The following is a 24,156-nucleotide window of genomic DNA, read 5'->3' on the forward strand; positions in this document are numbered from 1 at the left end:
GCGACAACGTGGTGTGCAATGGCTTTTATAAGTGAGGACGATCGGAGGTCCTCCCCGAAACCATCGACTCTCTCACGCGCGCTCTCGTGATTCCCGCCTACATCCCCATGTCGGCGGCTGCCTCGGGGATCGGGAGGTCGCGAACTGCGACGCCGAGCAGCTCCGCGGCGTGGTCGAGCGCCATGTCGAACCCGTAGTACCGCTCCAGTTCGTCGCCGGTCGGTCCCGCCCTGACCTTCAGCATCGCGTACCCCTCGGCGTTCTGCGCGACGGTCGCCTCGGCCCCGCCGGTCGAGAACGTGAGCAGGCGCTCGCCGTCCGTCTCCGCATAGCGCGCCGCGATGCCGTTCGCCTCGGCTTCGATCGACTCGGTCCCGGCCTCGGTCGACCCCGACTCGCCCTCCCCGTCGGTCGTCGTGTCGCTCATGGCTCGAATACGGGCCGGTCCCTGTCGTATCTGTCGATGCGGTCGACCCTTGAATCGGTACTCCGGGTCTACCGCGGGTCCCAGCCGTGGAACTCGCTCCCCGCCTCCAGTTCGAGGTCGAACGCATCGATCATACCGCCGAGGCCGGCGTACCCCTGCGCGAGCGCCGCGATTCCGACGATGGTCTCGTCGTCGTACAGGGAGGCGACCTCGTCGTGGGCGACTGCGTCGACCTCGCGGCGAACCACCGCGACCGCGTACTCGACCAGCGTGGTCTCGCCGGCGTCGAGAGGTGAGTGGTCCCCGGTACCGATTCCCGCGATGACGTCGTCGCTGATCCCAGCACCGCGGGCGATGTTGACGTGCTGGTGCCACTCGTACCGATTCCGCGTCTCGCTAGCGGCGGCGAGGATCACGAGTTCGCGGTTACGGTCCGAGAGGCCGCTGTCTGTCCACAGTGAGCTGAGGAACGATCGCAATCCGGCGAGCACCTCCGGGTTGTTGCCGAGCGACTGGTAGACGTGGAGCGGTTTCTCCTGAAGCGACGACTCCAGCAGCTCTTCGTACTCGTCCGGGACGTCCGACGCGTCGGCGTATGGAACGCGGGCCATGTGTCGGGGAAGGAACCGACCGGCATAGCTCTGGGTGTCCCGGATGGCCCCGCCGGATCGCGATCGGATGGCAAGGTTAAGGGCGCCGACGCCCCTACCGCCGCCAATGAGTACCGAGGTGTCGCGGCGGCGGGCGTGGGTGATCGCCGCGCGGCCGCAGACGCTGCCCGCGGCGGCCGCACCGGTGATCGTCGGCGTCGGCCTCGCGCTCCGAACGGGCGCGTTCGCCCCGCTGCCGGCGCTCGCTGCGTTCGTCGGGGCGGCGCTGATCCAGATCGGCACCAACTTCGCGAACGACTACTACGACGCGATTCAGGGGGCCGACACCGACGATCGAGAGGGGTTCACCCGCGTCGTCGCCAGCGGCCTCATCGAGCCGGCGGAGGTAAAGCGGGCGATGTGGCTAACCTTCGCGACCGCCGTTCTCGTCGGCACGTACCTCGTCTTCGTCGGCGGCGTTCCCATCCTCGTGATCGGACTGGCGTCCGTCGCCGCGGGCATCGCCTACACCGGCGGGCCGTACCCGCTCGGCTACCACGGTCTCGGCGACGTGTTCGTCTTCGTCTTCTTCGGCGTTATCGCCGTCACCGGCACCTACTACGTGCAGGCGGCCGCGCTCGTCGGCGAGGCGTTTCCGCTGTGGATCCCCGAGGGGACCGTCACTCTCGCTGCCGTCGTCGCCAGCCTCCCCATCGCCGCGCTCTCGACGAACATCCTCGTGGTCAACAACGTCCGCGACCTGAAAGAGGACGCAGAGACGGGCAAACGCACCCTCGCGGTTCGGTTCGGCTACCGGTTCTCGCGCGCCCAGTACGTCGGCCTGCTCGCGCTCGCGTATCTCACCCCGTTCTGGTTCCTCGCACGGGGAGACGGGCTCCCGGTGCTGCTCCCGCTCGTCACGCTCCCGCTCGCGGTCGCCGTCGCGCGCACCGTGTTGACCGAGACCGCCGGCGTCGCACTAAATCCGGCACTGGAGTCGACCGGCAAGCTCCTCGCGGCCTACGCGGTCGCGTTCGCCGTCGGCCTCGCGCTCTGATCGTGCGGCTCCGCTCCTTTTCGCTCGACCTGACGACGCCGCTCGGGACGGCCCGCGGCGAGATAACGGAACGCGAGGGATTCCTCGTCCGAGTGGGCCCTCCGGACGCTGCCGGCGAACGCTCCGGGTCGGGCCTCGGCGAGGCCGCCCCGCTCCCCGGCTGGACCGAGTCGCTGTCGGCGTGCGAGTTAGCACTCCGTGGCGTCAAGGGCGAGCGCGGTCGCCTCGTCGACGACGCGCTCGCCCGGCTCGATCCGCACGAGACGCCCGCGGCGCGCCATGGTCTCTCGCTCGCGCTCGCGGACGCCGCGGCGCGAGAGGCAGATCGCTCGCTGGCCGCCTATCTCACGGTCGAGCGCGATTCCCCGCCACCGGCCGAGACGGTCCCGGTCAACGCGACGGTCGGCGACGGCGACCCGGAAGCGACCGCCGCCGCCGCGACGCGAGCGGTCGAGGAGGGGTTCGACTGCGTAAAGGTGAAGGTCGGCGCCCGCTCTCTCAGCGCCGATTTCGACCGACTTCGCGCGGTACGGAACGCGGTCGGGAACGAGGTCGCGCTCCGCGCCGACGCGAACGGCGCGTGGGACCGGTCGACGGCGCGGGCGGCGCTCGACCGATTCGAGACGTTGGACCTCGCGTACGTCGAGCAGCCGCTCCCCGCGGCAGACCTCGACGGCGCGGCCGCCCTCCGAACGGACCGCGGTGGCCGCGGGGGGAACGCTGGCGACCCTCCGATTCCGATCGCGCTCGACGAGTCGCTGGCGCACCATGATCTGGAGGCCGTCCTCGACGCCGGCGCGGCCGACGTCGTCGTCTTGAAACCGATGGCGCTCGGCGGACCGGGCCGGGCGATCGAAGCGGCGGCGACCGCGCGAGCAGCGGGCGTCGAGCCCGTGATCACGACCACCATCGACGCCGTCGTCGCCCGGACCGCCGCCGTCCACGTCGCCGCCGCGGTCCCCGACGTGGTCCCGTGCGGTCTCGCCACGGCGTCGCTGCTCGACGACGACCTCGCGCCGGACCCGTGTCCGGTCGCGGACGGCGCGGCGACGGTCCCGGACGGTCCCGGACTCGCCGGCGACGCGTTCGACGAGATCGGCTGAAATCCCGCTTTTGTCGGCGATCGCCGGGGACGCGTCCCCTGTTAGCGCTCGACGACTTCGACCGTTCCCTCCATATCCCGCGTCTGGTGCGGCGTGCAGACGTACTCGTAGGTGCCCGGCGTCGAAAACTCGTGTTCGAAGGTGTGGCCCTCGGCGGCGGCAAGCCCCGACTCGAAGGCGCCGCCCCTGTCGATGACGTTGTGACTCCCGCCCACGCCGGTCCACTCCCAGACGACGGTCGTGCCGACGTCGACCCGGAGCGCCGCGGGCGCGAACGAGAAGCCGCCGTCCGCACCGACCAAGACGGAAACCGTCTCCTCGCCGGTCGCGTCGACCGTCTCCGCCTCGCCGCCGTCCTCGCCGCCCGGCAGAAGCACGCCGGCACAGCCCGATAACCCAGCGATAGAGCCGGCGGTGACGGCCGCGAGAAGCGTCCGTCGCGTTCGTCCGTTCATGCGATATCGACGGCTCGGACGGTATAAAACGTCCCGAGATCGACGAGGGAAAGGGGCTTGTACGGTCCCCGCCGAACAACACGGTATGACCGAGTGGACAGACGCGATCGTCGGCGATCGCATGACCGTCGACAACCAGTTCACGGACAGGGTTGCCGCCTCGCGGTTCTCCAGTCAGGAGTGGGGCCTCATCATGACCGCGACCGAGTTCGAGATAGAGAACGCCGACGACCCCGACGACGCTCGGATCGTCGCCGACACCTCCAGCCTCCCGGCGATCATGCCGGAGTTGGATAACATCCGATCGCAGGTCGCCGCGATGGGCGGGGCGCCGGGGCAGGGAGACGCCGGAAACTCCGGCGGCGGTCTCGTCGACTCGATCAAGGACGCGCTCGGACTCGGGGGCTCGGGCGGCGGCGGCGCCAGTGACGAGGAGCTCGCCGACGCGGAGCGACTCGTACAGGAATACGCGACCGAGCTTCAGGCGCACCTGGAATCGAACGGTAAGTGGGAGCAGGTCAGGCTCGCGTACCAGGAATAGCCGCGCGAACGCGACGGATGACGACCCGCCCGGTCAGTCGCCGTCGCCGCTGCGGAACATCGTCAGCTCTTCGGCCTCGTAGATGCTGATCAACTCGTTAACGATCTCGTCGTACTCTTCGTCGTCGATGCGGAGCGCGTCCAGCCGCTCGACCGTCTCCTCGTCGAGGTGGATCTGGGGCATACGCGGCGATTCGCCGGCACTGTGATAAATCCTCGGTGGCCTGAGCGACGGTCTCCAGACCGCTACTCCTGTGAGTGCGGCTCTTTTCGCTGGCCTGCCTGGGACTTTCGCTGTAACAAATTCCGGATGCGCTTTTCGAACTCCGCCTCCGTTAGCTCCTCTCCGGGAATCATAATCTCGCCGCCGCTCCGGATGAGTCCGTCTGGCTCGCCGTACTGCTCATGCAGGTCCACCGCCGTCAACCAACTCGTTTCCCTCTCTGATACTCCCTCGAGTTCGGTGTAATCCGAGTATTTATCAGACAGAAGGAAAACTTCGCCGCCTAGCTGGGACGACGCTATGGGGACGGTAGATCGAATGGTTCGGAATCTGCTCCCATCGGTCTCTTCAACGGAGATTACGTTTAACGGGCGGCCCTGATTCGATGTGATTCCGGTTCCCGGATCACCGACGATCCGGGCGTAAGTCGTCCGTATCGAGTACCGAACCGCCGGTGCGAGCGGGAGTCCGGTGGCCAGCATCCCGGTCAGTATCCGCGTTCGGTCGGGGTCCAGCGATTCCGAGACGATGATCGATCCAACCCCGCCGTTCCCGACCGTGGTGAGTCCCTCGCGGACGTCGTCGGTCCCCTCGAAGACCGTCAGCGCCGGCGCGTCGTCGAGGTCGCGGAGTACGACCGGTCCGTCTGAGGCGACGACCGAACCCGATCCGATCGGCAGCCCGCAGTACGCGACGTCGACATCGGGGTCCGAGAGCACCCCAGCGACGGTCTCGGCGTCGGGCGTATCGACCACTTCGCACTGCTTGACTCCCTCCGGCACCGCCGGCTTGGACATGACGCGTCTGAGCGTCGAGGCGCGTTCTTCCGAATCCACGAGCGCGACGATCCGAATCTCGCCGCGCGCGGTCGTCTCTCGGCGAAGTCGATTCTCGTATCCCGCCGGCGTCAACACCGAGGTACCCGCGGGGAGCGGGTGCGAGTCGGGGTCCGGGACGCCCTCCGTCGGAGCGAGCCACGGCGACGTCGCGAGGGCCGCCGGCGCACCGGGTTGATTGGGTTCCGACGAGCCACGGACCCGGACCGGTGCGAGCACGTTCGCGAGGTGGGGCAGAAGTTCTGCGCCCGCGGGACCCGGCCGCAGTACGGCCTCGGTCGGCCAGTCGGGCGCGTAGGGTTCGACCGTCGCCGGGTCGATCTCGAGGTACTCCATCAGCCGCTCGCTCATCGACAGATCCGCGAGGTTGGGCGGGTAGAATGGAAGCTCCGGGCCGATCTGTTCGTACTCGTACCGGTTCGAGGGGATGTATCCTTCTGTCCGCGCGAGCGTGTCGAGCACGAACCACGTCCGGAGCAGCTCCTCGACGCGGTTCTCGAGCGCGACGCCCTCGGTCGGGAGGGACTCGACGTAGCCGGTGTCGAGCCGGATCGCCGGCTTATCGCCCACGACCATCCGAGCGCCGAGGTAGTACGAGAGCGTCGAGAGCCGATAGATGTCCTCGTACTCGGAGCGGATTATCACCTCCACGCCGGTGTCGGGCTGGACCAGCGGACTCGGAATATCGAGCGCCTCGCCGCGCTCGATCCGCGGTGGGTATCCGCGGAGCGTCGGCCACGAGCGCTCCGGTGAGAACTCCTTGATCGAGGAGCCGAGCACGGAGACTGCCTCGGCGAGCGCGGTCGGGTCGTCGGGAACCGTGATCGTCGCCTCCGGTTGCGAGTGGAGCGAGCGGGCTCCCACGGTCACGGTGGTCGGTCGGTTGAACTCGATCGCGATGGGTCCGGAGTCGACCGCGCCGCCCGTCGTAACCTCGACGTCGTTGACGCGAACGAGCGCCTTCGTGGCTGCGTTGATGTCGAAACAGTAGGACCCCCGCGCGAGCTCCATCGGCTCGTCGAGGCGTGCGATGAAGTCGCCGTCGTCCGTCCGCACACTCACCGACGAGTACTCGGGGACCGAGAACGAACTCGCCTCGAAGCTTATCGCCTCGTCGACCGGAAACGGGAACAGATCCGGGAGCGCCGGCGAAATCTCGGGCTCGCGGTCCAGCACGAGTCGGAGGTCCGCCCGCTCCAAGGTGTCGCGGACGCGCAGCGTGTCGCCGTCGACCTCGAACCCGATACGTTCCCCTGTTCCCCCTTTGTTCACTGGCGCAGGTTGGACGACCGGTACGTATGACGCTGTCGGTGGAGATTGCAGTTTTGAGAATCGGCGGGCGAAAAATAGCGCATCGTGCAACGTGGCGCGCGATGCTGCCGGTTCGCGCAGTTCGCCCACGCCCGACTGACAACACAGTTAACAGCGCGCGCTTCGGAACGAGACGTATGCGTGACGCCGCTACCGGACCGATCGACGCCGTTCTCGACACGGCGTTTCCGGACCGATCGGTCGACCGCCTGACCGGCGTCGGCCCCTCGTGGAACGGCGCCAACCACACGGTCGGCGTCGTCTTCGCCGACGGCGACCGGGCGTTCTGTAAGATCGCGGTCGACGACGATGGCACCCGAATCGCCCGGGAGTTGGCGGTGATCCGGTACTTGAACGCGGAGCGTCCGATCGGGGTCCCCGAGGTCCTGGCCGCCGATCCGGACGCGGAGGTGCCGTTCCTCATTACGGCGCCGGCGCCCGGCCGGGAGCTCCTCGACCTGTGGGAGGAACTCGGTGACGGGAGCGGGAGCGACCGAGAGGCCTTGCTCCGCCGCGTCGGTGCGACATTGGCGACGCTCCACGCCGAGCGGTTCGACTCGCACGGCGAGGTCGTCGGGAGCGACGCGCGTGGCGGGCTCACCCTCGACCGCGCTCCGTGGCCAGACGTACTTTTAAAAACGATCGAGCGCACTCGTGAAATCGGCACCTCCGAGCGGCTCGCGGACCACTACGACGTCGTCATCGACTGTGTCGAGGCGAACCGCGACCGACTCCACGACGCGCCGGCGGCGCTCCTCCACGGCGACATCGCGATGCCGAACCTATTCGTCGCCGACGCCGAGGTCGCGAACGGCGACGGCGGAGCCGGCGGGGGCGACGGAACCGCCGGCGGCGATGGGGTCACTCCGATAGACTGGGAGCTCGCCCACGTCGGCGACCCCGTACGCGATCTCGTCAGGGCGGAAGACCAGCTTCTCAACGGGTTCGACGAGCGAGGCCCCGATCGGTATGCGGCGGCGTTTCGCGCGGGATACGCCGAGCGCGCCGGCGGACTGCCCGAGGGCTTCGCGGAGCGACGGCCCGTTTACGACGTCGTCCGAATGCTCGGGCGCTCGGGGTTCATCGACCAGTGGACGACCTACCTCGATGAGCCGATGCCGGCCCTCGTCGACCGGGCCGAGGCGGAGCTTCGGGCGCGGCTGGAGGCGGTGTAAATAAACCGCAGATACTCAGATATCCCTTTTAAACGTTCCACGCGGCGTCGTCGGGGTCGATACGCCGGTCGCCCGGTTCCAGCGCGTCGATCGCGTCGAGAACGGCCGGATCGATATCGGCGGCGACGGCGTCGAAGTTCTCGACCACGTGGTCGCCGGTCGCCTTCGGAATGGGCGTGACATCGCGAGTGAGCGCCCACGCGAGCGCGAGCACGGCCGGCGACCGGTCGGCCCTCTCGGCGATAGCGAGGAACTCGTCGTCGTCGAACAGGGCGCCCCGAGCCAACGGCGAGTAGCCGACGAGCCGGTGGTCGAACTCGGCGGCGAGGTCGCGGAGCTCCCGCTGTTGGAACCGAGGGTGACACTCCACCTGATGCGCTGCGATGGGGGCGTCGAGAGTCTCGCGCGCCTCCCGAAGTAGCGCCGGCGTGAAGTTCGAGACGCCGACGTGGTCGGTAAGTCCGTCGTCGCGAAGTTCGTCGAAGACCGGGAGGGTCGCTTCGGCGTCGTACGTGCGGATCGGCCAGTGGACGTACAGCAAGTCGACGCGGTCGAGTCCGAGGCGTTCGAGGCTCTCGTGGACGGTCTCGCGGGCGTCCTCGGGTGCGAGGTTCTCGGGGTGAACCTTCGTGGCGACGACCACTTCGTCGCGGTCGACGTCGGCCGCGGCTATCCCCTCACCGACCGCCGCCTCGTTGTCGTACATCTGTGCGGTGTCGACGTGACGGTAGCCGGCGTTCAGGGCGGCGGTCACGGTGGCGGTACACTCCGCGGGGTCGTCGAGTCCGGACGTACCGAGCCCGAGCGGCAACTCCAGTGGCGGCATATCGCACGGTTCCGACTCAGTCCTCAAAAGGACGCGCTCACCGGAACGGAGCGGGGGGATCCCGCGTTGGCGTCGCGTCCTACGGGCCCGTTTTCACCCACTTAGAAATCACTCGAAGCTATATGACGGCCGGAGAGCTTACATTTTCATATGAACACCGGAATCCACGTCGAACTCGCCGTCTCCGCGTGCGAGGGCTGTCCCGTATCGGCCCTCTCGTCCAGGACGGCCGTCGAGGAGCTCCGGATTGATTCGGTCGACGACCGTGTCGAGTTCGTCGCGGCCGATCTGCCCGAGGATCCCCCAACGGCTCTCGATCTCGTCGAGTTCGGCGGCCGGGCGCACGGACGCTACGAGATCGCCTGCGAGCGCCCGGCGACCGACGGCGGAGTGGCGGTCGGGGCGTCGGGCGTCGACGGAAGCGCCGCAGCCGCACCGGATGCCGAGACGGGCGGCGATCCCGAGACGCCGGGTCCTGATACCGAAGTGACCGAGGCTGGTGAGGATGTCTGCGCGGGATGTTCCTGCGGCGGGCTCCCGGCGGCATTCGCTAACTTCCCGGCTTCACCGCGCCGGACGGAGATGGTCGACGGGGTAATCCACGTCTCTTTCGTTCTGAGCGGCCACGAAGAGCTGCAGGCGATCGTCGACGAGTGCGAGGCGGCGGGACTCGACGTGACGCTCCGCCGGCTCTGCGTCGACCGCGGCGGCGACGAGGACCCCGGCAGCGACGTCGTCCCCGTCGATCTCGCGGGCGTGACGGACCGGCAGGCCGAAATCGCAACGGTCGCCGCCGAGAGTGGATACTTCGAACCGGGCGGCGCCTCCGTCGCCGACGTCGCGGCGGAGTTCGACCTCGCGAAGTCCACGGTGTCGGAACACTTGCGGACCGTGACGGCGGCGCTCTTCTCGCAGACGTTCGGCGACGGTTCGTAAGCCTCCGAACAGTCCGCCGGCAACTACCCCAAGGGTAGATCGTACTGTTCAGTAGGAGGTCGTACCCCAGCGTTTGTTCTCTGATCGTCGCCGTCACTCGCTCTCATCGATCGGCGGCCTCGGACGCCTCGGCCGTTCGCTCCGATTCGTTCCAGCCGAGCATCGCGGCGCCACCGTGACGGGGGACGGTCGCGATCATGTTGCCGACGAACAGCAGCGCGCCGGCGACGCGATGGAGCGCCAGCGCCCCGCCGGCGACGAGGAACGCCAGCGCGACGAGGAAGTGGCGGAGCGGGACCGTGGTCGGCGGTCGCGTCGCGGTCGTGAGATCGCCGGGGATGCCTCGCATGCGTGCGCCTTGACTCCGAGCGCCCCTGTCGACAGTCCCGAACAGGTTCGGGATAAATGACGGGCGCCCGTGGTCCGAACCGTCGCCCATGCCACGAGAGACACCGCGCCTCGAGGAGATCGACGCGCCGACCGATCGACCGGTCGAGACGCTTGACGTCGCCGACCTCGGCCCGCCGGAGCCGCTTCGACGCACGTTGGAACTGCTCGCCGACCTCCCGGACGAAACCGTCCTCGTCCAGCGCAACGACCGGGCCCCCCAGTTCCTCTTCCCGAAGCTCGAGGACCGCGGGTACGCCCACGACACGGTCGAGACGGAGGACGCAGTCGTCACCGCCATCTGGGTCGAGGAGGGGGACGACCGATGAGCCTCCTCGGCGGTTCGGAGCCCGAGTTCGACGCCGACGACGCGTTCGTCCCGGCGCACGTCCCGGAACCGGGCGCGTTCATCGCGGATCACGACGTGCTCGCGGGAGCCGATCACGCGCCGTCCACCGCCGCGCCGCGGACGCCTTCGAGGAGCACGGCGTGTACGACGCCACGTTCGGCTACAACCTCACTCGACTGAACCTCGACCCGCGGCACCCGGACGCCGGGTTCCGCTACGCTGAGGAGGCCGGCGACCCCGCGACGCTCCGCGCCGAGTTCACGCCGACGACGGCGTTCTGTCCGCAGGCGGAGCCGCTGGCGGTGGGCGCGTTCCGCGCGCTCAACGGGGTCGACGACCACGCCTACGAGCTGATTCGGGTTCGCGTCGACCCCTCGCTCAACGGGAGCGGGGTGGTCAACGACCGGCTCGACCGGCTCGAATCCGGAGACGGCGACGCGAGCGGTCCGACGAGTCCGTTCTGAGCGCGGGCGTGACGACGGTCCGTGGTCGAACATGTTCCCGCGAACCTCCAAGCCGGAGCGTCGCGTCCCGTCGAACATGAGCGACGCCGAATCCGTCCTCGACGTGCGCGACCGCGAGGATCCGCCGTTCCCGGTCATCAGCGGCGCGCTCGAGGAGCTCGACCCTGACGAGCGCCTCCTGCTGGTGAACGACTTCGAGCCGGTCCCGCTGTACGACGTGCTGGCGGACCGCGGCTTCGACCACGAGACCGAGCGGGTCGGCGACGACGAGTGGCACGTCACGATCGAACACGCCTGAACGGCGGCGGCGAGCGCTGACCCGTCGTCTCCTTTTATACCACGAGCCGAACAGTTCGGCTCACACCCCCGTAGCCCGAGAATTCCCGCCGAATGTATTCCCCCTACTCCCCTACGCCGACACGCATGACTCGACGCACACTCGACCGGCGAACGTTCGTCCGAACGACTGCGGCGCTCGGCGCGGCCACCGCGCTCGCCGGCTGTAGCGGCGGCGGAGACGGTGGCGACGGAGGGAGTGGCGGCAGCGACGGCGACAGCGGCGGCCAGCAGTTCCTCTCCCAAGAGCCGGACTACGGCGGATTCCTCGAAGAGGCCAACAACTACGAGCAGACGCTCGACATGACCGACTCCGACTCGGTGACCGTCGAGGTCGGCGCCGGCGAGGGCCTCGCGTTCGGCCCGGCGGCGGTCGCCGTGTCGTCCGGGACGACCGTCACCTGGGAGTGGACCGGCGAGGGCGGCCAGCACAACGTCTCCGGGGCCGACGGCAACTTCGAGAGCGAGACCGTGGGCGAGGAGGGCCACACCTTCGAGCACACCTTCGAGGAGTCCGGAGTCCACACCTACGCCTGCACGCCCCACGAGGCGGTCGGCATGAAGGGCGCCGTCTACGTGGAGTAGTTGAGGGACGAACCGCGCCCGACCACCGCCTCGAATCGCCCGATCACCGACCCGCGACCCGTTCAGATCACCGATGCCTCAAGCACGCCTCCTCGTCGACCTGCCCGACGGCCCGTGGATAGCCGACGTCTCGCGCGAGTTCCCCGACGCGGGGTTCCGCGTCCTCACCGCGGTCCCCGGCGAGAGCGCCGGCTTCGCCCTCGTCAGGGTCACCGCGAGAGACGTCGACGCGGTGCTGTCGGCGATGGAAGCCCACGAGGTGTTGGCCTCGCTGTCGGTGATGGCGCGGGAGGACGGCGTCGCGACGGTCCGGCTGGAGACGGACGCGCCGCTGCTGCTGCTGGCCGCGAAGCGCTCCGGGCTCCCGATCGAGATGCCGCTGGATATCGAAGACGGCGTCGCGGCGGTCGAGGTCACCGGCGAGCACGAACGCGTCGCGGAGATGGGCCGCCGGCTGAGCGACCTCGGCTTGCGGTTCGAGGTCGAACGCGTGCGACAGCGCGTCGACCCCGCCCGACTGCTGACGGACCGACAGCGGGAACTCCTGCTCGCGGCCGTCGACCTCGGCTACTACGACGTGCCGCGCCGGGCCACCTTGACGGCGGTCGCCGAGCACGTCGGGATCGCGAAGTCGACCTGTAGCGAGACGCTTCATCGGGTCGAGCGAACGGTGGTCCGGGAGTTCGTCGAAGACCTACCGAACCGCCCGTCCGACGACGAGATAACCGCGATCAACCCGTAGAACCAGCCGTTCGAAACCGGGAGGCCGACCGCTACCGGCGATCGACTACAACCCATGACCACCAGCACCGACGACCACGACGAGACCGCCGAACCGATCACCGACCGGGTCCACGACAACTCCTGGTCGGCGAACTTAGAGGAGCCGAAGTACGCCGGCGATCCGGAGTTGGCGGTCCGAGACGCGCTTGCGGCCGTCGACCACACGGCCCCGGGCAACCACGTCAACTTAGTAACTCACGGCGAACTCGGCCATCCCGAGGAGTTCCTGTACGACGCGCTCCGGGAGGAAGGGGACGGCCTCGAACCGGAGTACGTCGAGCAGTGCGGCTGCGGCGGTCACGTCACCCGCGTGGACGTTCCCTGACACGAAGGTGACCGCGGTCCGATCGGGCCACCTACGCCGTGAGAGACGGCGTCGCCACGCGGCTCGCGTCCGCCGCCATTCTTAATCCGCTCGCCCCGTAGATGCGGGTGTGTCTCCCGATCCGACCCTCCCGTTCGCTGTCGGACCGAGGTCGATCCGGGCTCTCGTCGACCCGGTGTTAGTGGACCCGTCGCCGCCGCTGTTGCTGGCGATGATCGAGGCGTACCACGAGGCCGCACCAGGGCTGGTCGACCCCGAGCCGTCGACGCTTCACGCCGAGGTGTCGGACCGAGACTCGTCCGTAGTCGCCTCAGATCCGTCCACCTCGAATCTCCCGCCACTCACCGTCCTCGCGAGCGACCACGCGGTCGACACGATCACGGAAGAGTTTCACTCGGCGAGCCGGCTCGCGGCACTCACGGAGCCGGGCGTCTGGGATCTCCTGAGACTGTCGGAACCGCAGCCGAACGCCGTTCTCGCGAGTCGAACGACGGGGTGGGTACTTGTCCCAGTCGGAGGTCGAGAGGACGACGGCGATGCCGACGCCGATCGGATCGGCCAGTGGCGCCGCATCGGCGACGACCCGACGCTCCGAGATCGACACGCGCCTGTCGTCGAAGCTGCGGCGGAGCGCCGCCTGCGGTCGCCGAGCCGCCGTCGCGTGTACGAGTCGCTCCGAACGCGCTGCGGCGTTGCCGTCGCGGACGACGTGCTGCGAGCGCTCGACGGCGAGAGAGGTCGCTCCGGAGACGACTCTCTCGATCTGGCCGGTGCGCGACGCCGCGCGTACGTCGTCGGTGCGCACCGCGGTGCGCTCGACCACGACCTCCGCCGCGCCTGCGAAGACGCCGGACTCGGAAGTTCGGCGACGTTCACGTCGATAAAACGAACCCTCAGAGAAGCGGGCCTGCTCGACACGGAGTCGGTCTCGCAGCCGGTCGGTCGGTCACGCGATCGACTCGTCGCCCGTGGAGCGCTCGCCGAGGCTGATAGTCCGACAGCGGCCGTCGCGGCGGCGCTCGACGCTGTCGAGTAACGGTCGAAAAAAACGGTTCCGCGGATCGGGCGGGCGGTCTCAGTCCTCTTTCGTCTTGATGTCGGCCGAGAGACCCTGCGCCATCTCGATGTCCTTCGAGTTGTTCAGGGTCCACGCGGTGCGGTCGGTCACGGCTTCGATGGCCTCCCGCGCGGAGGGGTAGCCGTTACCGGACTTCTTGACGCCACCGAAGGGAAGCTGGACCTCGGCGCCAATACAAGGGAGGTTCCCGTACGCCAGTCCGACTTCGGCGTGGTCGCGGTAGTAGTTCACCTGTCGGTAGTTCTCGGAGATTATCGCGCCGGCGAGTCCGTAGTCGGTGTCGTTCTGGATATCGACCGCGTGCTCGATGTCGCCGTCGTACTCGAGGAGCGCGACGTGCGGCCCGAAGACCTCCTCGTGGGTGCACCGGAGGTCCTCGCTGGGGTCGGCCTCGTAAACGAAGGGGCCGATCCAGTGACCGTCCTCGTGGCCGTCGGGAATCTCGTCTGCGTCGAGTTCGGTCCGGTCGACGAGGACGTTCACGTCCTCCGTGCGGGCGAGCTCGTTGTACTCCGCGACCTTCTCGTGGTGCTCCGCCTCGATGAGCGGGCCCATGAACGTGTCCTCTTCGAGGGGGTCACCGACGGAGACGTCCGCAGCGATTTCGACGAAGCGCTCCTTGAACTCGTCGTACACGTCCGTGTGGACGATTAGACGCTCGGAGGAGACGCAGCGCTGACCGGTCGTCTTGAACGAAGACATCACGGCGGAGTGGACCGCGATGTCGAGGTCCGCCTCCTCTGTGACGACGATAGCGTTCTTGCCGCCCATCTCGCAGGCGACGCGCTTGCCGGCGACGCCGCCGAGCTTGTCCTGAATCATGTGGCCGACTTCGGCCGAGCCGGTGAAGATGACCGTCTCGACATCCTCGTTCTCTACGATCGCGTTGCCGGCGTCGCCGAAGCCCTGTACCATGTTGAACACGCCGTCGGGGATGCCAGCGTCGTCGAACATCTCCGCGATGATCTGCGCGCACCACGGCGTCTGCTCGGCCGGTTTGAACACGACGGTGTTCCCCTCGACCAGCGCGATGGCCATGTGCCAGTAGGGAATCGCGACGGGGAAGTTCCACGGAGTGATACAGCCGGTGACGCCGCGGGGCTTCCGGCGCATGTACGCGTCCTTCGACGGGATCTCCGAGGGGATGATATCGCCCGAGGGGTGACGGGCATCGCCCGCGGCCCACTCGACCATGTGGGCGGCCTCGACCACGTCGGCTTTCCCCTCGCTGATCTCCTTCCCGCACTCCTTGGAGACGATCTCGCCGAGCTCGTCGGTGCGCTCGCGCAGCTCGTGGTAGACGTCCCAGAGATACTCCGCGCGCTGGATCCGCGACAGCTCTCGCCACTCGTCGAACGTCTCGTCCGCGGCGTCGACCGCGTTTTCAACGTCCTCCGGGGTTCCGCGCTGGAACTCGCCGAGGGACTCCCCTGTCGCGGGGTTTTCGCTCTCGAAGGTCTCCGAGCCCGTGCCCGTGACCCACTCGCCATCGATGTAGTGCTGGTACGGCTCCGACATAGCTGAGTGTTGCCGCTGTGCTGTTCAAATATCCCACCCGACCATGGTCGGTAGAGTCTTTGCCAGGCAGTCCCACAACCACGATAGCGATGGCAACCACTGACGCGACTGGGGGGGACGAGTGGGCTGGGACCCGACTCACGCTCGACTTGTGGCACCCGAACTGCTGGGCGATCGATGCGACGAGCAGAACGAACGGCGGGGTCCTTGCACATGCGATTTACAACTCGCCGCGGACCGACCGGAACGCCCCGAACTCGGTGAACGGACTGTTTACCGCCTTCGCGGACACGAACGAGGAGGTCGAGGACCTGCTCGACGCGATCCGCGACTCCGAAAACGCGGGAAACCTGCTCGAACTACAGGAGCGGTTCGGGCGCGCACGAGACGCCCCGGGGAACGTCGTCCGCGAGTTCTTCTTGGAGTACGACCCGGCGGACATGGTTTGTCCGACGCTGCTCGAACACGGCTTCGTCCACAGCGCGCCCGTCCGGATCGAGGACGGTCGCGAGGAGTGGCAGGTGTGTTTCGTCGGCGAACGGACCGAGATCCGCGACTCGCTTGACGCGGTCCAGGAGGCCTCCAACGCCGAGGTGACCGTGGAGTCGATGTCGTCGTCGGGACACGCCGGACGGACCCCCCGCGAGCAGCGGCTCGACACACTGACGACGACCCAGCGGGAGGTGTACGAACACGCCCGCAGCGCAGGGTACTACGAGTGGCCCCGCGAGGCGTCGACCCGCGAACTCGCCGACGAACTCGACGTCTCGAAAACGACGCTGCTCGAACACCTCCGGAAGGCGGAGTCGAAGCTGTTGGACCCGTAACCCAGACCGCTCGAAAATCCCAGTCGTCGACCGTTCAGTTCCCGATGATGGCTCGGAGCGCGAACAGCGCGTTCGACTTGCGCTCCCGGATGCGCCGGTAGAAGTAGGAGAACCACTTGGAGCCGTACGGGATGTACTGGTAGACGGTCACGTCGTCCTCACTCGCGAGATCAAACTGCGCCGACTCCCTGACGCCGGTCAGCATCTGGACCTCGTACGGGGTGCCGTGTTCGGCGTGGAGTTCCTTCGCGTACTCGATCATCGCGGGGTCGTGGCTTCCGACGGCGATGCCGCCGTCGAACGCCTCGAACATGTACTCGAGGCAGTCGCGGTACGACTCGTCGACGCGCGCCTTCTTTTTATACGAAAGCTCGGCGGGCTCATCGTACGCGCCCTTGACGAGGCGTACCTTCCCCGGGAGGTCGGCGAGTCGTTCGAGGTCGTCTCGCGTTCGCTTCAGGTTCGCCTGCACGCAGACGCCGACGTTGCCGTCGGTGTCGAGGGTGTGTCGCTCGAACGCGTCGAGCGTCACGTCGGTGGTCTCGTGGTCTTCCATGTCGATCCAGACGAAGGTTCCCGTCCCGTCGTCGCCGGTCGCCTCCGGGGCGTTGGCCGCCTCGACGATGCGTGCGAGGTTCTCGCGGAAGACGTCGTCGCCGATGTCGAGGCCGATCTGGCTCGATTTCACCGAGACGCAGGCGTCGACGTCGTGGTCCGCGATCGCCTCGACGAGGTCGATGTACGCGTCGGCGTCGGCGTCGGCGGGGGGCCGTTTCTCGTAATGCTCGCCGAGCAGGTTCAGGATACCGGACACGCCGCGGTCGTTGAGGTCCTGGACGTGAGCGAGCGCCGCCTCGGGCGTCTCTCCGGCGACAAAGTTGCTCGCGATGGGCGGAATCATGTGAACAGAGCCGATCCCCATCTGTATATATGGGCACCCGACCAATTATTTCGCTTCGTGAATTATCGTATGAATAAGACAAAAACTGGTCGATCCATCGGATCGAAGCCACCGAACCGACCATGGACGGGCCGGGGTTAAGAAGGTATAGAATCCTTTGGTATACCAGGTCACATATGTCACGAGATGCCACGGACCTGACGGATCGTCGTACACTGCTGAAACTGACCGGTGGGGCGGGGCTCGCCACGCTGTCGGGTTGTCTCAGCACGACCGACGACGGTGGAGACGGGAGCGACGGCTCGGACGGAGACGACGGAAGCGACGGCTCTGACGGCTCGGACGGCGACGACGGGATGGACGGCGACGACGGTTCCGACGGCGACGACTCGATGGGTCCCTACGAGATTGGGATGGTCGACTCGCTGACCGGATCGCTGTCGGCGTTCGGCGAGCGAAACCAGCGCGGTGCCGAGTTCGCCCTGTCGCGTGTCAACGACGTCGGCATCGACGGGCGCGATCTCAGCATCGCCGTCGAGGACTCCGAAAGCGAGAACCAGGGCGGGATCGCTGCCGCCCAGAAGCTCGTCAATCAGGACGGCGTTCCGTTCCTGATCGGCGCGGTCGGCTCCGGCGTCTCGCTCGCCATCTACGAGAGCGTCATCGAGGGAACCGACGTCGTCCAGCTGAGCCAGAACTCCACGGGCCTCAGCCTCACTAACTTCCCGGGACTGCTCCGGATGTCGCCGTCCGGCCGCAGCCAGTCGCTCGCGCTGTCGAACATCATCGCCGACGACGGCTACGACGAGGTCGCGGTCACCTACGTCAACAACGACTACGGCCAGAGCCTCACCGACGCGTTCGTGAACGCGTACGACGGCGACGTCGTCTACAACAACCCCCACGACCAGGAGCAGCAGTCGTACTCTAGCGTCATCTCGGAGATGAACGGCTCCGGTGCGGACGCGTGGCTGTTCATCACGTATCAGGCCGAGTTCGCGACGATGGTCAACGAGGCGTTCTCCTCCGGATACGAGGCGCAGTTCTACGGCGCCGACTCCGTCTCCGGCGACAGCGTCCTCGAGAACACGCCGGAGGGGAGCATCGACGGCATGAAGATCGTCGTCCCCTCCGCGCCCATAGAGGAAGAGAACTACCAGGAGTTCGCGTCCTCCTTCGAGTCGGAGTACGGCCGACAGCCCACCTCGTGGGCGGCGTACGCGTACGACTGCGTGATCAACGCCGCGCTTGCGATTCAGGCGGCCGACGAGTTCACCGGCGCGGCACTCCAGGAGACCGTCCGCCGTGTCTCCGGTCCGGAGGGCGAGCAGGTAACGTCGTTCGCGGCCGCGAGCGAGATCCTCGCGGACGGGGGCGGTCCGGACGACGTCGACTACCAGGGGGTCAGCGGTCCCATCGACTTCAACGAGGACGGAGACCCGGTCGGCTTCCTCCAAGTCCTCGAGGTCCAAGACCACGCGTACGAAGGCATCGACTTCGTCGAAGGCTGATCCCGATCAATGACCGTCCTCGGATACCTGGCTAACGGGCTGGTCTTCAGCAGCATCATCGTCCTCGGGAGCATCGGGCTGTCGCTCGTGTACAGCATCGCTGACTTCGCGAACTTCGCCCACGGCGACACGATGACTATCGGCGCCTACGCGGCGCTCGTGACCTTCGGCGCCGTCGGCGGCCTCGGCGGCGCGGTGCTCGGGCTCCCGTACGGCTTCTTCTTCGCGCTCGTCGTCGGGATCGTGGCGGCCGCAGTCGTGGCGGTGGGTACTGAGAAGCTCATTTACGAGCCGCTCGACATCGACTCCATCGGCCTGCTGATCACGTCGATCGGGATCGCGTTCATCTACCGTGCGCTGATCCAGATCCGGTTCGGCTCCGACTTCACTCGGTTCGACATCCAGCCGCTGCGGCCGATCGAATCGCTGGTGCCGTACGGCGTCCGGATAACGCTCCACGACGTCGCTATCGTCGGCTCGGCGGCGGTGCTCGTCGTCGGCCTACACGTCCTGCTCCAGTACACCGACCTCGGTCGAAAGATGCGCGCGATGGCCGACAACCCGGACCTCGCGCGCATTAGTGGTATCCGAACGAAACGCGTCAAGCTCTGGACGTGGGTCATCGGCGCTGGACTCGCCGGCGCGGGCGGCGTGTTCCTCGGGCTGTTCAACCAGCTCTCGCCGCGGATGGGGTTCAACCTCCTGTTAGTGATCTTCGCCGCGGTGATCCTCGGCGGGATCGGCTCCGTGTACGGCGCGATGGCTGGCGGGTTCCTCATCGGCATGATAAACCAACTGACGCCGCTCCTGTCACGACTGGGCGAACTGCTGCCGCTCGTTCCCGACGAGTTCGGGATCCCGATCGGCATCGAGTACGCGAACGCTATCGCGTTCGTGATCATGGTCGCGGTGCTGCTCGTCCGGCCGAACGGGATCGCCGGGGAGGCGGCCTCATGAGCGCCCTCTCCGACCCGAGAGGAGCGCTGGCGGAGTTGACCCGCCCCGAGCAGTGGGTGCTCGGCGTCAGCGTCGCGTTCCTACTGTTCCTCTTCGTCGCGCTGTTGACCGGCGCGCTCGGCCCGTCGTACTTCCTGTTCCTCGTCGGGCTCGCGGGAATGTACGCGCTGCTGTCGTTCGGCCTGAACTCCCAGTGGGGGTTCGCCGGGCTGATCAACTTCAGCGTCGCCGCGTTCTTCGGCATCGGCGCGTACGGCTCGGCACTCGTCACCGCGACTAGCTCGCCGGTCGGCGAGATGCTCGCCGACGTGCCAATCGTCGGATCGCTGTTCGGGCTCCCGCTCGTCGGGCTCGCCGTCGGCCTCGTCGTCGCCTTCGTGCTGGCGGTCCTGATCGGCATCCCGACGCTCCGGCTCCGGGCCGACTACCTCGCTATCGCGTCGCTCGGCCTCGCGGAGGTCGTGCGACTGATCGTGCTGAACGAGCGTTGGCTCACGAACGGGAGCGCGGGGCTTCGCGGTATTCCGGGCTTCTTCACGGGATGGCCGGTGCTGTCGACGTTCCCGGAAGCGATGCCGGGGCTTCGCCTCGAGATTATCCCCGGATCGCCCATCTTCCTCGAAACCTCGTTCTGGCAGGCGCTGCTGAACGTCATGTTGGTGCTCGCGTTCGCTGGGGGGACGTACCTGGTCCTCCGGCGTGCACACCGGTCTCCGTGGGGGCGCGTGCTGCGCACGATCCGCTCCGACGAGGACCTCGCGCGGGCGCTGGGGAAGAACACCTACTCGTTCAAGATGCAGTCGTTCGTCCTCGGCAGCCTGATAATGGCGCTGGCGGGCGTGTTCTACACGCATCTGAACCTCTACGTCGGGCCGGGCGATCTGGACCCGATCACGACGTTCTACGCCTGGGTCGCAGTGATCCTCGGCGGCAGCGGCTCCAACCGCGGAGCGCTGTTCGGCGGCATCGTCATCGTCACGATCCGCGAGGGGACGCGCTTCTTAAACGACGTTGCGCTCCCGATCGACCCCGCGCCGCTTCGGCTGCTGCTGATCGGGGTCGTGATCGTTGCCGTCATGCGCTACCGGCCGCAGGGTATCCTCCCGCCACAGCGGGAGCTGATCTGGCCGAGCGCGATCGACGGGAGAGGGACGCCCGACAGACCAGACAGCGGCGTCCGCGAACAGAAAGGGGGTGGGGGCAATGAGTGACGGTGCCCTCCCCAAGGAGGACGCCGTGCTGCGCGTCGACGACCTTCAGAAATCCTTCGGCGGGCTCGCCGCGACGGACCACGCGACGTTTGCGGTTGAGCGCGGGACGATCACCGGACTCATCGGTCCGAACGGCGCCGGTAAGTCGACGCTGTTCAACCTCATCTCCGGCTTCTACGAGCCGGACGGTGGGACCGTGGAGGTCAACGGGACCGACGTGACCGGCATGGAGCCGTATCAGGTCGCCGAGCACGGACTCATCCGGACGTTCCAGACGCCGCGGAAGCTGGAGGGGATGACGGTCCGTGAGGCGATGCTCGTCGGTCCGCGGAAACAGCCCGGCGAGTCGTTTCTGACGCTGTTCAGCTCGCCCGGGTCGGTCGACGAGAGCGAGTCGGCGAACCTCGCGGAGGCGGAACGCATCCTCGAGGAGTTCGAGATCGACCACCTCGCGACGCAGCCCGCGACGGACATCTCCGGCGGCCAGATGAAGCTCGTCGAACTCGCACGCGCGATGCTCGCCGAGCCCGAGGTTCTGCTACTGGACGAACCGGTGGCCGGGGTGAACCCGACGCTGGCGAAGAAGCTGAAAACGCAGATCCGGCGGCTCAACGAGCAGGGAACGACCTTCCTGCTCATCGAACACGACATGGAGTTCGTGATGGATCTCGCTGATCCGATCGTCGTCCTCGACCAGGGACACGTCCTGACCGAGGGGACTCCAGACGGAGTCCGAAACGACGAGCGTGTCATCGAGGCGTACCTCGGAGGTGGCGCATGAGCGACAACACAACCCAGCCCGCGGAGGGGGCTCACGGCGGAACCGATCCCGTGCTCTCGCTGTCGGGCGTCGACAGCGGGTACGGCGAGGTGCAGGTGCTCGACGATCTCTCGATCCGGCTCGATCCGGGCGAGATCGTCTGTCTGGTCGGCCCGAACGGGGCCGGGAAATCGACCGTCCTCAAGACGGCCTTCGGCATGCTGACCCCGTGGGTCGGGACCGTCGAGTATCACGGCCGCGAGATCGGTGGAATGGCGCCCGAGGAGATCGTCCGCGAGGGGATCGGCTACGTCCCCCAGACCGACAACGTGTTCGGATCGCTGACGATCGACGAGAACCTCCGCATGGGCGGCGTCGCCCGCGACGGCGGTCTCGACGAGGTGATCGCGACGCTGTACGACCGGTTCCCGATCATCGATCGGAAGCGAAACGCGAAGGCGCGGACGCTCTCGGGGGGCCAGCGACAGGTGCTGGCGTTCGCCCGGGCGTTGGTGATGGAGCCCGACGTGCTCCTCATCGACGAGCCGTCCGCGGGGCTCGCCCCGAACACCGCAGACGACGTGTTCGAGGACGTTCAGGAGGTCAACGACATGGACACGGCCATCCTCATGGTCGAGCAGAACGTGACGAAGGGGCTCGGCATCTCCGACCGCGGCTACGTCCTCGACCAAGGGACCGTTCGCTTCGAGGGGACCCCGGAGGAGCTGTTGAACGACGAGGAAGTCTCCCAGCTCTACCTGGGCGGCTGACCTCCGTCACCGTTTTCTTGCGAACCGACGAGGGCCTTTCCGCGCTATTTCACTGATGTCTCTCGGAACAAGTCGCTACGCGTTCGCGCTCGCCCCTCTCGCAGCCGCGTCGCTGTGGGGCGGGATGTACGTCGTCAGCAAGTGGGGATTTGCGCTGATCCCGCCGATCACGCTCGGATTCCTCCGGGTGGCGCTGGGCGCCGCGGCGCTCTGGGTCGTCGTCACCGCCCGCGGCGGTCCCGCGCCGTCGCGGGGCGAGTGGGCCACGTTCGCGGCGCTCGGCGGCTGGGTGACCCTGACGGTCGCCACGCAGTTCGTCGGCACCGAACTGACGAACGCCAGCCAGGGATCGCTCCTGACAGTGTTGACTCCGGTCTTCACAGTCGCATTGGGCGCGTTCGTGCTCGGCGAGCGCGTCACGGCGACGAAGGCTGCCGGGATGGCGGTTGCGGGCGTCGGCACCGCCGTCGTGCTCGCCGGTCGGTACGACCTCGCGTCTATCGCCGCCGGCAACCTCCTCGGGGTGACGCTGCTACTCGTCGCGAGCGCGGCGTGGGCGGGCTACACCGTCTGGGGGCTCCGCGCGGTCAGACGGCACGGGGCCCTCCGCGCGGCGACGTACTCCTCGCTGGCGAGCGTCCCGATGTTGGGCGCCCTCGCCGCGGTCGAGTTGTGGTACCTCGGTCGTTCTCCCGTCGACCTCCCGCTGACCCCCGAATCGACGGGCGCCGTGTTGTACCTCGGGCTCACGTCGACGGCGGGGGCGTGGTTTCTCTGGTACAAGGGGTTGGAGTACGTCTCTGCGGGGACCGTCGCCGTGTTCTTCTTCGCGCAGCCCGTCGTCGGGGCGGCGCTCGGCGCGGCGCTGCTCGGAGAGGCGCTCGGCTCCGGCTTCGTCGCCGGCGGCGCGCTGATGGCCGTCGGCATCTGGATCGTCGGCCGTGAGCGCGCGGAAACTGCCGATAATTCGCCAGATCCGACCACGGGATGACCCGGGGGGGAGGCGTTTGAGCGACCGTCGTCGGTCGCCGCTCCCGTCCCTACGTCGTCCGCTTCTCTAACTCTCCTTTCAGCTCCGCCGCCTCGAAGTCGTGATCCGGTCGGATCGCGACGAAGTCGAGGAACCGGCGAGCCGCGAGCAGTTCGTCGCCCGAGTAACTCGACAGCGCGGCGTCGATAGCGGCCGAGGCGCCGATCAGGGGTTCAAGCGCGGCGAGCGCGCTCGCGAGGTCGTACGAGCGGGCCGACTTGCGGCCCTCCTCGCTCACGCTCGTCGCGTCGATGACGTAGAGGTCGCCGTCCCGAACGAGGACGTTCTCGGCTCGAAGGTCACCGTGGGCGAGCCCGGCGTCGTGAATCGTTCGGAGCGTCTCGAACAGTGTTGGGGCCAGCTCTGTGACCGCCTCGCGGTCGAGTTGGTCGAGCGTTCTGAAATCGGGAAGGTACTCCAAGACGACGACGCCGAGGTCGCCGACCTCAAGCGCTTCGACCGGCTCCGGGGTGTTGACGCCGAGTTCTCTGACTCGCTGCGTCGCCTCGAGCTCGTGGCGGGCCATCTCGTAGGGCGTCTCGTAGCGTTCGAAGAACCCCTCGGTTCCGGCCGAGACGGCGCCCAGGTTTCGCCCGGTGGTGAACAGCGTGTGAACGAGCGTGTTCTGCCGCGTGATCACCTTCACGAACAGGTCGTCGTCGACGACCATCGGCGTCGACAGCCAGTTGTCGGCGTCGAGAAAGCGCACCCGCATCTCGTCCCTGTCGCCTCGGTCCGCCAGCTCCCGGACGACCCGCTCGATATCGGGCCAGTCCACCCGACCGCGCACGAGCTGACGAAGTTCCATGTCGACATCGAACGCGGCGACGACGCTTAAATGGCCTCCTCGGTCTGCGGGTCGACCGGCGAGCGCCCGCGTCGGAC

Annotated in this window: 28 protein-coding genes and 1 pseudogene; 19 read left to right on the plus strand and 10 right to left on the minus strand. The window is 67.6% G+C overall.

Translation table 11 applies throughout. The features are described from left to right. Positions 1-97: 97 nt before the first annotated feature. Positions 98-427 carry a DUF7111 family protein gene (locus ACNS84_RS03155; RefSeq protein WP_435073385.1) on the minus strand — a complete coding sequence of 110 codons (330 nt, stop codon included), beginning with the start codon at positions 425-427 and terminating at the stop codon, positions 98-100. A 68-nt stretch (positions 428-495) separates the two neighbouring features. Further along, positions 496-1,038 carry a carboxymuconolactone decarboxylase family protein gene (locus ACNS84_RS03160; RefSeq protein ID WP_435073386.1) on the minus strand — a complete coding sequence of 181 codons (543 nt, stop codon included), beginning with the start codon at positions 1,036-1,038 and terminating at the stop codon, positions 496-498. Positions 1,039-1,144: 106 nt separating this feature from the next. Here ACNS84_RS03160 and ACNS84_RS03165 point away from each other — a divergent pair, with 106 nt between their 5' ends. Further along, positions 1,145-2,074 (plus strand): 1,4-dihydroxy-2-naphthoate polyprenyltransferase, encoded by a 930-nt coding sequence (locus ACNS84_RS03165; protein WP_435073387.1) that lies wholly within the window; start codon positions 1,145-1,147, stop codon positions 2,072-2,074. 2 nt (positions 2,075-2,076) lie between these two features. Beyond that, positions 2,077-3,177 carry an enolase C-terminal domain-like protein gene (locus ACNS84_RS03170; RefSeq protein WP_435073388.1) on the plus strand — a complete coding sequence of 367 codons (1,101 nt, stop codon included), beginning with the start codon at positions 2,077-2,079 and terminating at the stop codon, positions 3,175-3,177. 41 nt (positions 3,178-3,218) lie between these two features. Here the strand turns inward: ACNS84_RS03170 and ACNS84_RS03175 are convergent, their stop codons facing one another. Further along, positions 3,219-3,632, minus strand: a complete 414-nt coding sequence (locus tag ACNS84_RS03175) for a halocyanin domain-containing protein (protein WP_435073389.1) — start codon at positions 3,630-3,632, stop codon at positions 3,219-3,221. Positions 3,633-3,717: 85 nt separating this feature from the next. Here ACNS84_RS03175 and ACNS84_RS03180 point away from each other — a divergent pair, with 85 nt between their 5' ends. Continuing rightward, complete coding sequence (locus ACNS84_RS03180) at positions 3,718-4,173, plus strand: DUF5799 family protein (RefSeq protein WP_435073390.1); 456 nt, start codon at positions 3,718-3,720, stop codon at positions 4,171-4,173. A 33-nt stretch (positions 4,174-4,206) separates the two neighbouring features. Here ACNS84_RS03180 and ACNS84_RS03185 read toward each other — a convergent pair whose 3' ends face one another. Both ACNS84_RS03185 and ACNS84_RS03190 read right to left on the minus strand, forming a co-directional pair. Further along, positions 4,207-4,356 carry a DUF7557 family protein gene (locus ACNS84_RS03185; protein WP_435073391.1) on the minus strand — a complete coding sequence of 50 codons (150 nt, stop codon included), beginning with the start codon at positions 4,354-4,356 and terminating at the stop codon, positions 4,207-4,209. Between the two features lie 62 nt (positions 4,357-4,418). Continuing rightward, entirely contained in the window at positions 4,419-6,503 is a 2,085-nt protein-coding gene (locus tag ACNS84_RS03190) for a hypothetical protein (protein ID WP_435073392.1), read from the minus strand. Positions 6,504-6,679: 176 nt separating this feature from the next. Here ACNS84_RS03190 and ACNS84_RS03195 point away from each other — a divergent pair, with 176 nt between their 5' ends. Further along, on the plus strand, positions 6,680-7,717 hold the full coding sequence (locus ACNS84_RS03195; RefSeq protein ID WP_435073393.1) for a phosphotransferase family protein: 1,038 nt from the start codon (positions 6,680-6,682) through the stop codon (positions 7,715-7,717). 28 nt (positions 7,718-7,745) lie between these two features. Here ACNS84_RS03195 and ACNS84_RS03200 read toward each other — a convergent pair whose 3' ends face one another. Continuing rightward, positions 7,746-8,543 (minus strand): aldo/keto reductase, encoded by a 798-nt coding sequence (locus tag ACNS84_RS03200; protein WP_435073394.1) that lies wholly within the window; start codon positions 8,541-8,543, stop codon positions 7,746-7,748. Between the two features lie 150 nt (positions 8,544-8,693). Here ACNS84_RS03200 and ACNS84_RS03205 point away from each other — a divergent pair, with 150 nt between their 5' ends. Then, the gene (locus ACNS84_RS03205; RefSeq protein ID WP_435073395.1) at positions 8,694-9,479 is read left to right on the plus strand and encodes a helix-turn-helix domain-containing protein; all 786 of its coding nucleotides are present in this window, start codon (positions 8,694-8,696) and stop codon (positions 9,477-9,479) included. A 103-nt stretch (positions 9,480-9,582) separates the two neighbouring features. Here the strand turns inward: ACNS84_RS03205 and ACNS84_RS03210 are convergent, their stop codons facing one another. Next, positions 9,583-9,918: a hypothetical protein gene (locus tag ACNS84_RS03210; protein ID WP_435073396.1), complete on the minus strand. Its 336-nt coding sequence runs from the start codon at positions 9,916-9,918 to the stop codon at positions 9,583-9,585. On the opposite strand from ACNS84_RS03210, the gene ACNS84_RS03215 reads away from it, so the two are divergent. The 7 genes and pseudogenes from ACNS84_RS03215 (at position 9,917) to ACNS84_RS03245 (ending at position 13,744) form a co-directional block, all read left to right on the plus strand. Beyond that, positions 9,917-10,195: a DUF2249 domain-containing protein gene (locus ACNS84_RS03215; protein WP_435073397.1), complete on the plus strand. Its 279-nt coding sequence runs from the start codon at positions 9,917-9,919 to the stop codon at positions 10,193-10,195. The genes ACNS84_RS03210 and ACNS84_RS03215 overlap by 2 nt on opposite strands. An 83-nt stretch (positions 10,196-10,278) precedes the next feature. Continuing rightward, positions 10,279-10,679: pseudogene (locus ACNS84_RS03220) on the plus strand (DUF7998 family protein); the annotation flags it as partial. A 76-nt stretch (positions 10,680-10,755) separates the two neighbouring features. Continuing rightward, positions 10,756-10,977 carry a DUF2249 domain-containing protein gene (locus ACNS84_RS03225; protein ID WP_435073398.1) on the plus strand — a complete coding sequence of 74 codons (222 nt, stop codon included), beginning with the start codon at positions 10,756-10,758 and terminating at the stop codon, positions 10,975-10,977. A 125-nt stretch (positions 10,978-11,102) separates the two neighbouring features. After that, on the plus strand, positions 11,103-11,600 hold the full coding sequence (locus ACNS84_RS03230) for a halocyanin domain-containing protein (RefSeq protein ID WP_435073399.1): 498 nt from the start codon (positions 11,103-11,105) through the stop codon (positions 11,598-11,600). Between the two features lie 73 nt (positions 11,601-11,673). Then, on the plus strand, positions 11,674-12,342 hold the full coding sequence (locus ACNS84_RS03235) for a helix-turn-helix domain-containing protein (protein WP_435073400.1): 669 nt from the start codon (positions 11,674-11,676) through the stop codon (positions 12,340-12,342). 54 nt (positions 12,343-12,396) lie between these two features. Then, complete coding sequence (locus tag ACNS84_RS03240) at positions 12,397-12,708, plus strand: CGCGG family putative rSAM-modified RiPP protein (RefSeq protein WP_435073401.1); 312 nt, start codon at positions 12,397-12,399, stop codon at positions 12,706-12,708. A 109-nt stretch (positions 12,709-12,817) separates the two neighbouring features. Continuing rightward, positions 12,818-13,744 carry a transcriptional regulator TbsP domain-containing protein gene (locus tag ACNS84_RS03245; RefSeq protein WP_435073402.1) on the plus strand — a complete coding sequence of 309 codons (927 nt, stop codon included), beginning with the start codon at positions 12,818-12,820 and terminating at the stop codon, positions 13,742-13,744. Positions 13,745-13,783: 39 nt separating this feature from the next. On the opposite strand, the gene ACNS84_RS03250 is transcribed toward ACNS84_RS03245, so the two are convergent. Then, positions 13,784-15,304 (minus strand): aldehyde dehydrogenase family protein, encoded by a 1,521-nt coding sequence (locus tag ACNS84_RS03250; RefSeq protein WP_435073403.1) that lies wholly within the window; start codon positions 15,302-15,304, stop codon positions 13,784-13,786. A gap of 89 nt (positions 15,305-15,393) precedes the next feature. Between ACNS84_RS03250 and ACNS84_RS03255 the strand changes: the two genes are divergently transcribed. Beyond that, entirely contained in the window at positions 15,394-16,131 is a 738-nt protein-coding gene (locus ACNS84_RS03255; RefSeq protein ID WP_435073404.1) for a helix-turn-helix domain-containing protein, read from the plus strand. 34 nt (positions 16,132-16,165) lie between these two features. Here ACNS84_RS03255 and ACNS84_RS03260 read toward each other — a convergent pair whose 3' ends face one another. Next, positions 16,166-17,032, minus strand: a complete 867-nt coding sequence (locus ACNS84_RS03260; protein WP_435073405.1) for a proline dehydrogenase family protein — start codon at positions 17,030-17,032, stop codon at positions 16,166-16,168. A gap of 176 nt (positions 17,033-17,208) precedes the next feature. On the opposite strand from ACNS84_RS03260, the gene ACNS84_RS03265 reads away from it, so the two are divergent. Genes ACNS84_RS03265 through ACNS84_RS03290 form a run of 6 tightly spaced genes read left to right on the plus strand, consistent with a single transcriptional unit; the run spans position 17,209 to position 23,232 of the window. Beyond that, complete coding sequence (locus tag ACNS84_RS03265) at positions 17,209-18,543, plus strand: ABC transporter substrate-binding protein (protein WP_435073406.1); 1,335 nt, start codon at positions 17,209-17,211, stop codon at positions 18,541-18,543. Between the two features lie 9 nt (positions 18,544-18,552). Next, positions 18,553-19,500, plus strand: coding sequence for a branched-chain amino acid ABC transporter permease (locus ACNS84_RS03270; protein ID WP_435073407.1), 948 nt, complete (start codon positions 18,553-18,555; stop codon positions 19,498-19,500). Next, positions 19,497-20,711 (plus strand): branched-chain amino acid ABC transporter permease, encoded by a 1,215-nt coding sequence (locus tag ACNS84_RS03275; RefSeq protein ID WP_435073408.1) that lies wholly within the window; start codon positions 19,497-19,499, stop codon positions 20,709-20,711. The genes ACNS84_RS03270 and ACNS84_RS03275 overlap by 4 nt, the downstream gene beginning before the upstream one ends. Then, complete coding sequence (locus ACNS84_RS03280; protein WP_435073409.1) at positions 20,704-21,492, plus strand: ABC transporter ATP-binding protein; 789 nt, start codon at positions 20,704-20,706, stop codon at positions 21,490-21,492. The genes ACNS84_RS03275 and ACNS84_RS03280 overlap by 8 nt, the downstream gene beginning before the upstream one ends. After that, positions 21,489-22,241 carry an ABC transporter ATP-binding protein gene (locus tag ACNS84_RS03285; protein WP_435073410.1) on the plus strand — a complete coding sequence of 251 codons (753 nt, stop codon included), beginning with the start codon at positions 21,489-21,491 and terminating at the stop codon, positions 22,239-22,241. Before ACNS84_RS03280 ends, ACNS84_RS03285 begins: the two co-directional genes overlap by 4 nt. 55 nt (positions 22,242-22,296) lie before the next feature. Then, the gene (locus ACNS84_RS03290; protein WP_435073411.1) at positions 22,297-23,232 is read left to right on the plus strand and encodes a DMT family transporter; all 936 of its coding nucleotides are present in this window, start codon (positions 22,297-22,299) and stop codon (positions 23,230-23,232) included. A gap of 49 nt (positions 23,233-23,281) precedes the next feature. On the opposite strand, the gene ACNS84_RS03295 is transcribed toward ACNS84_RS03290, so the two are convergent. After that, entirely contained in the window at positions 23,282-24,079 is a 798-nt protein-coding gene (locus tag ACNS84_RS03295; RefSeq protein ID WP_435073412.1) for an RIO1 family regulatory kinase/ATPase domain-containing protein, read from the minus strand. Positions 24,080-24,156: the final 77 nt, after the last annotated feature.

Origin of the sequence: Halorubrum wangae (genome assembly GCF_051194135.1) — an archaeon.
Taxonomy (GTDB): domain Archaea; phylum Halobacteriota; class Halobacteria; order Halobacteriales; family Haloferacaceae; genus Halorubrum.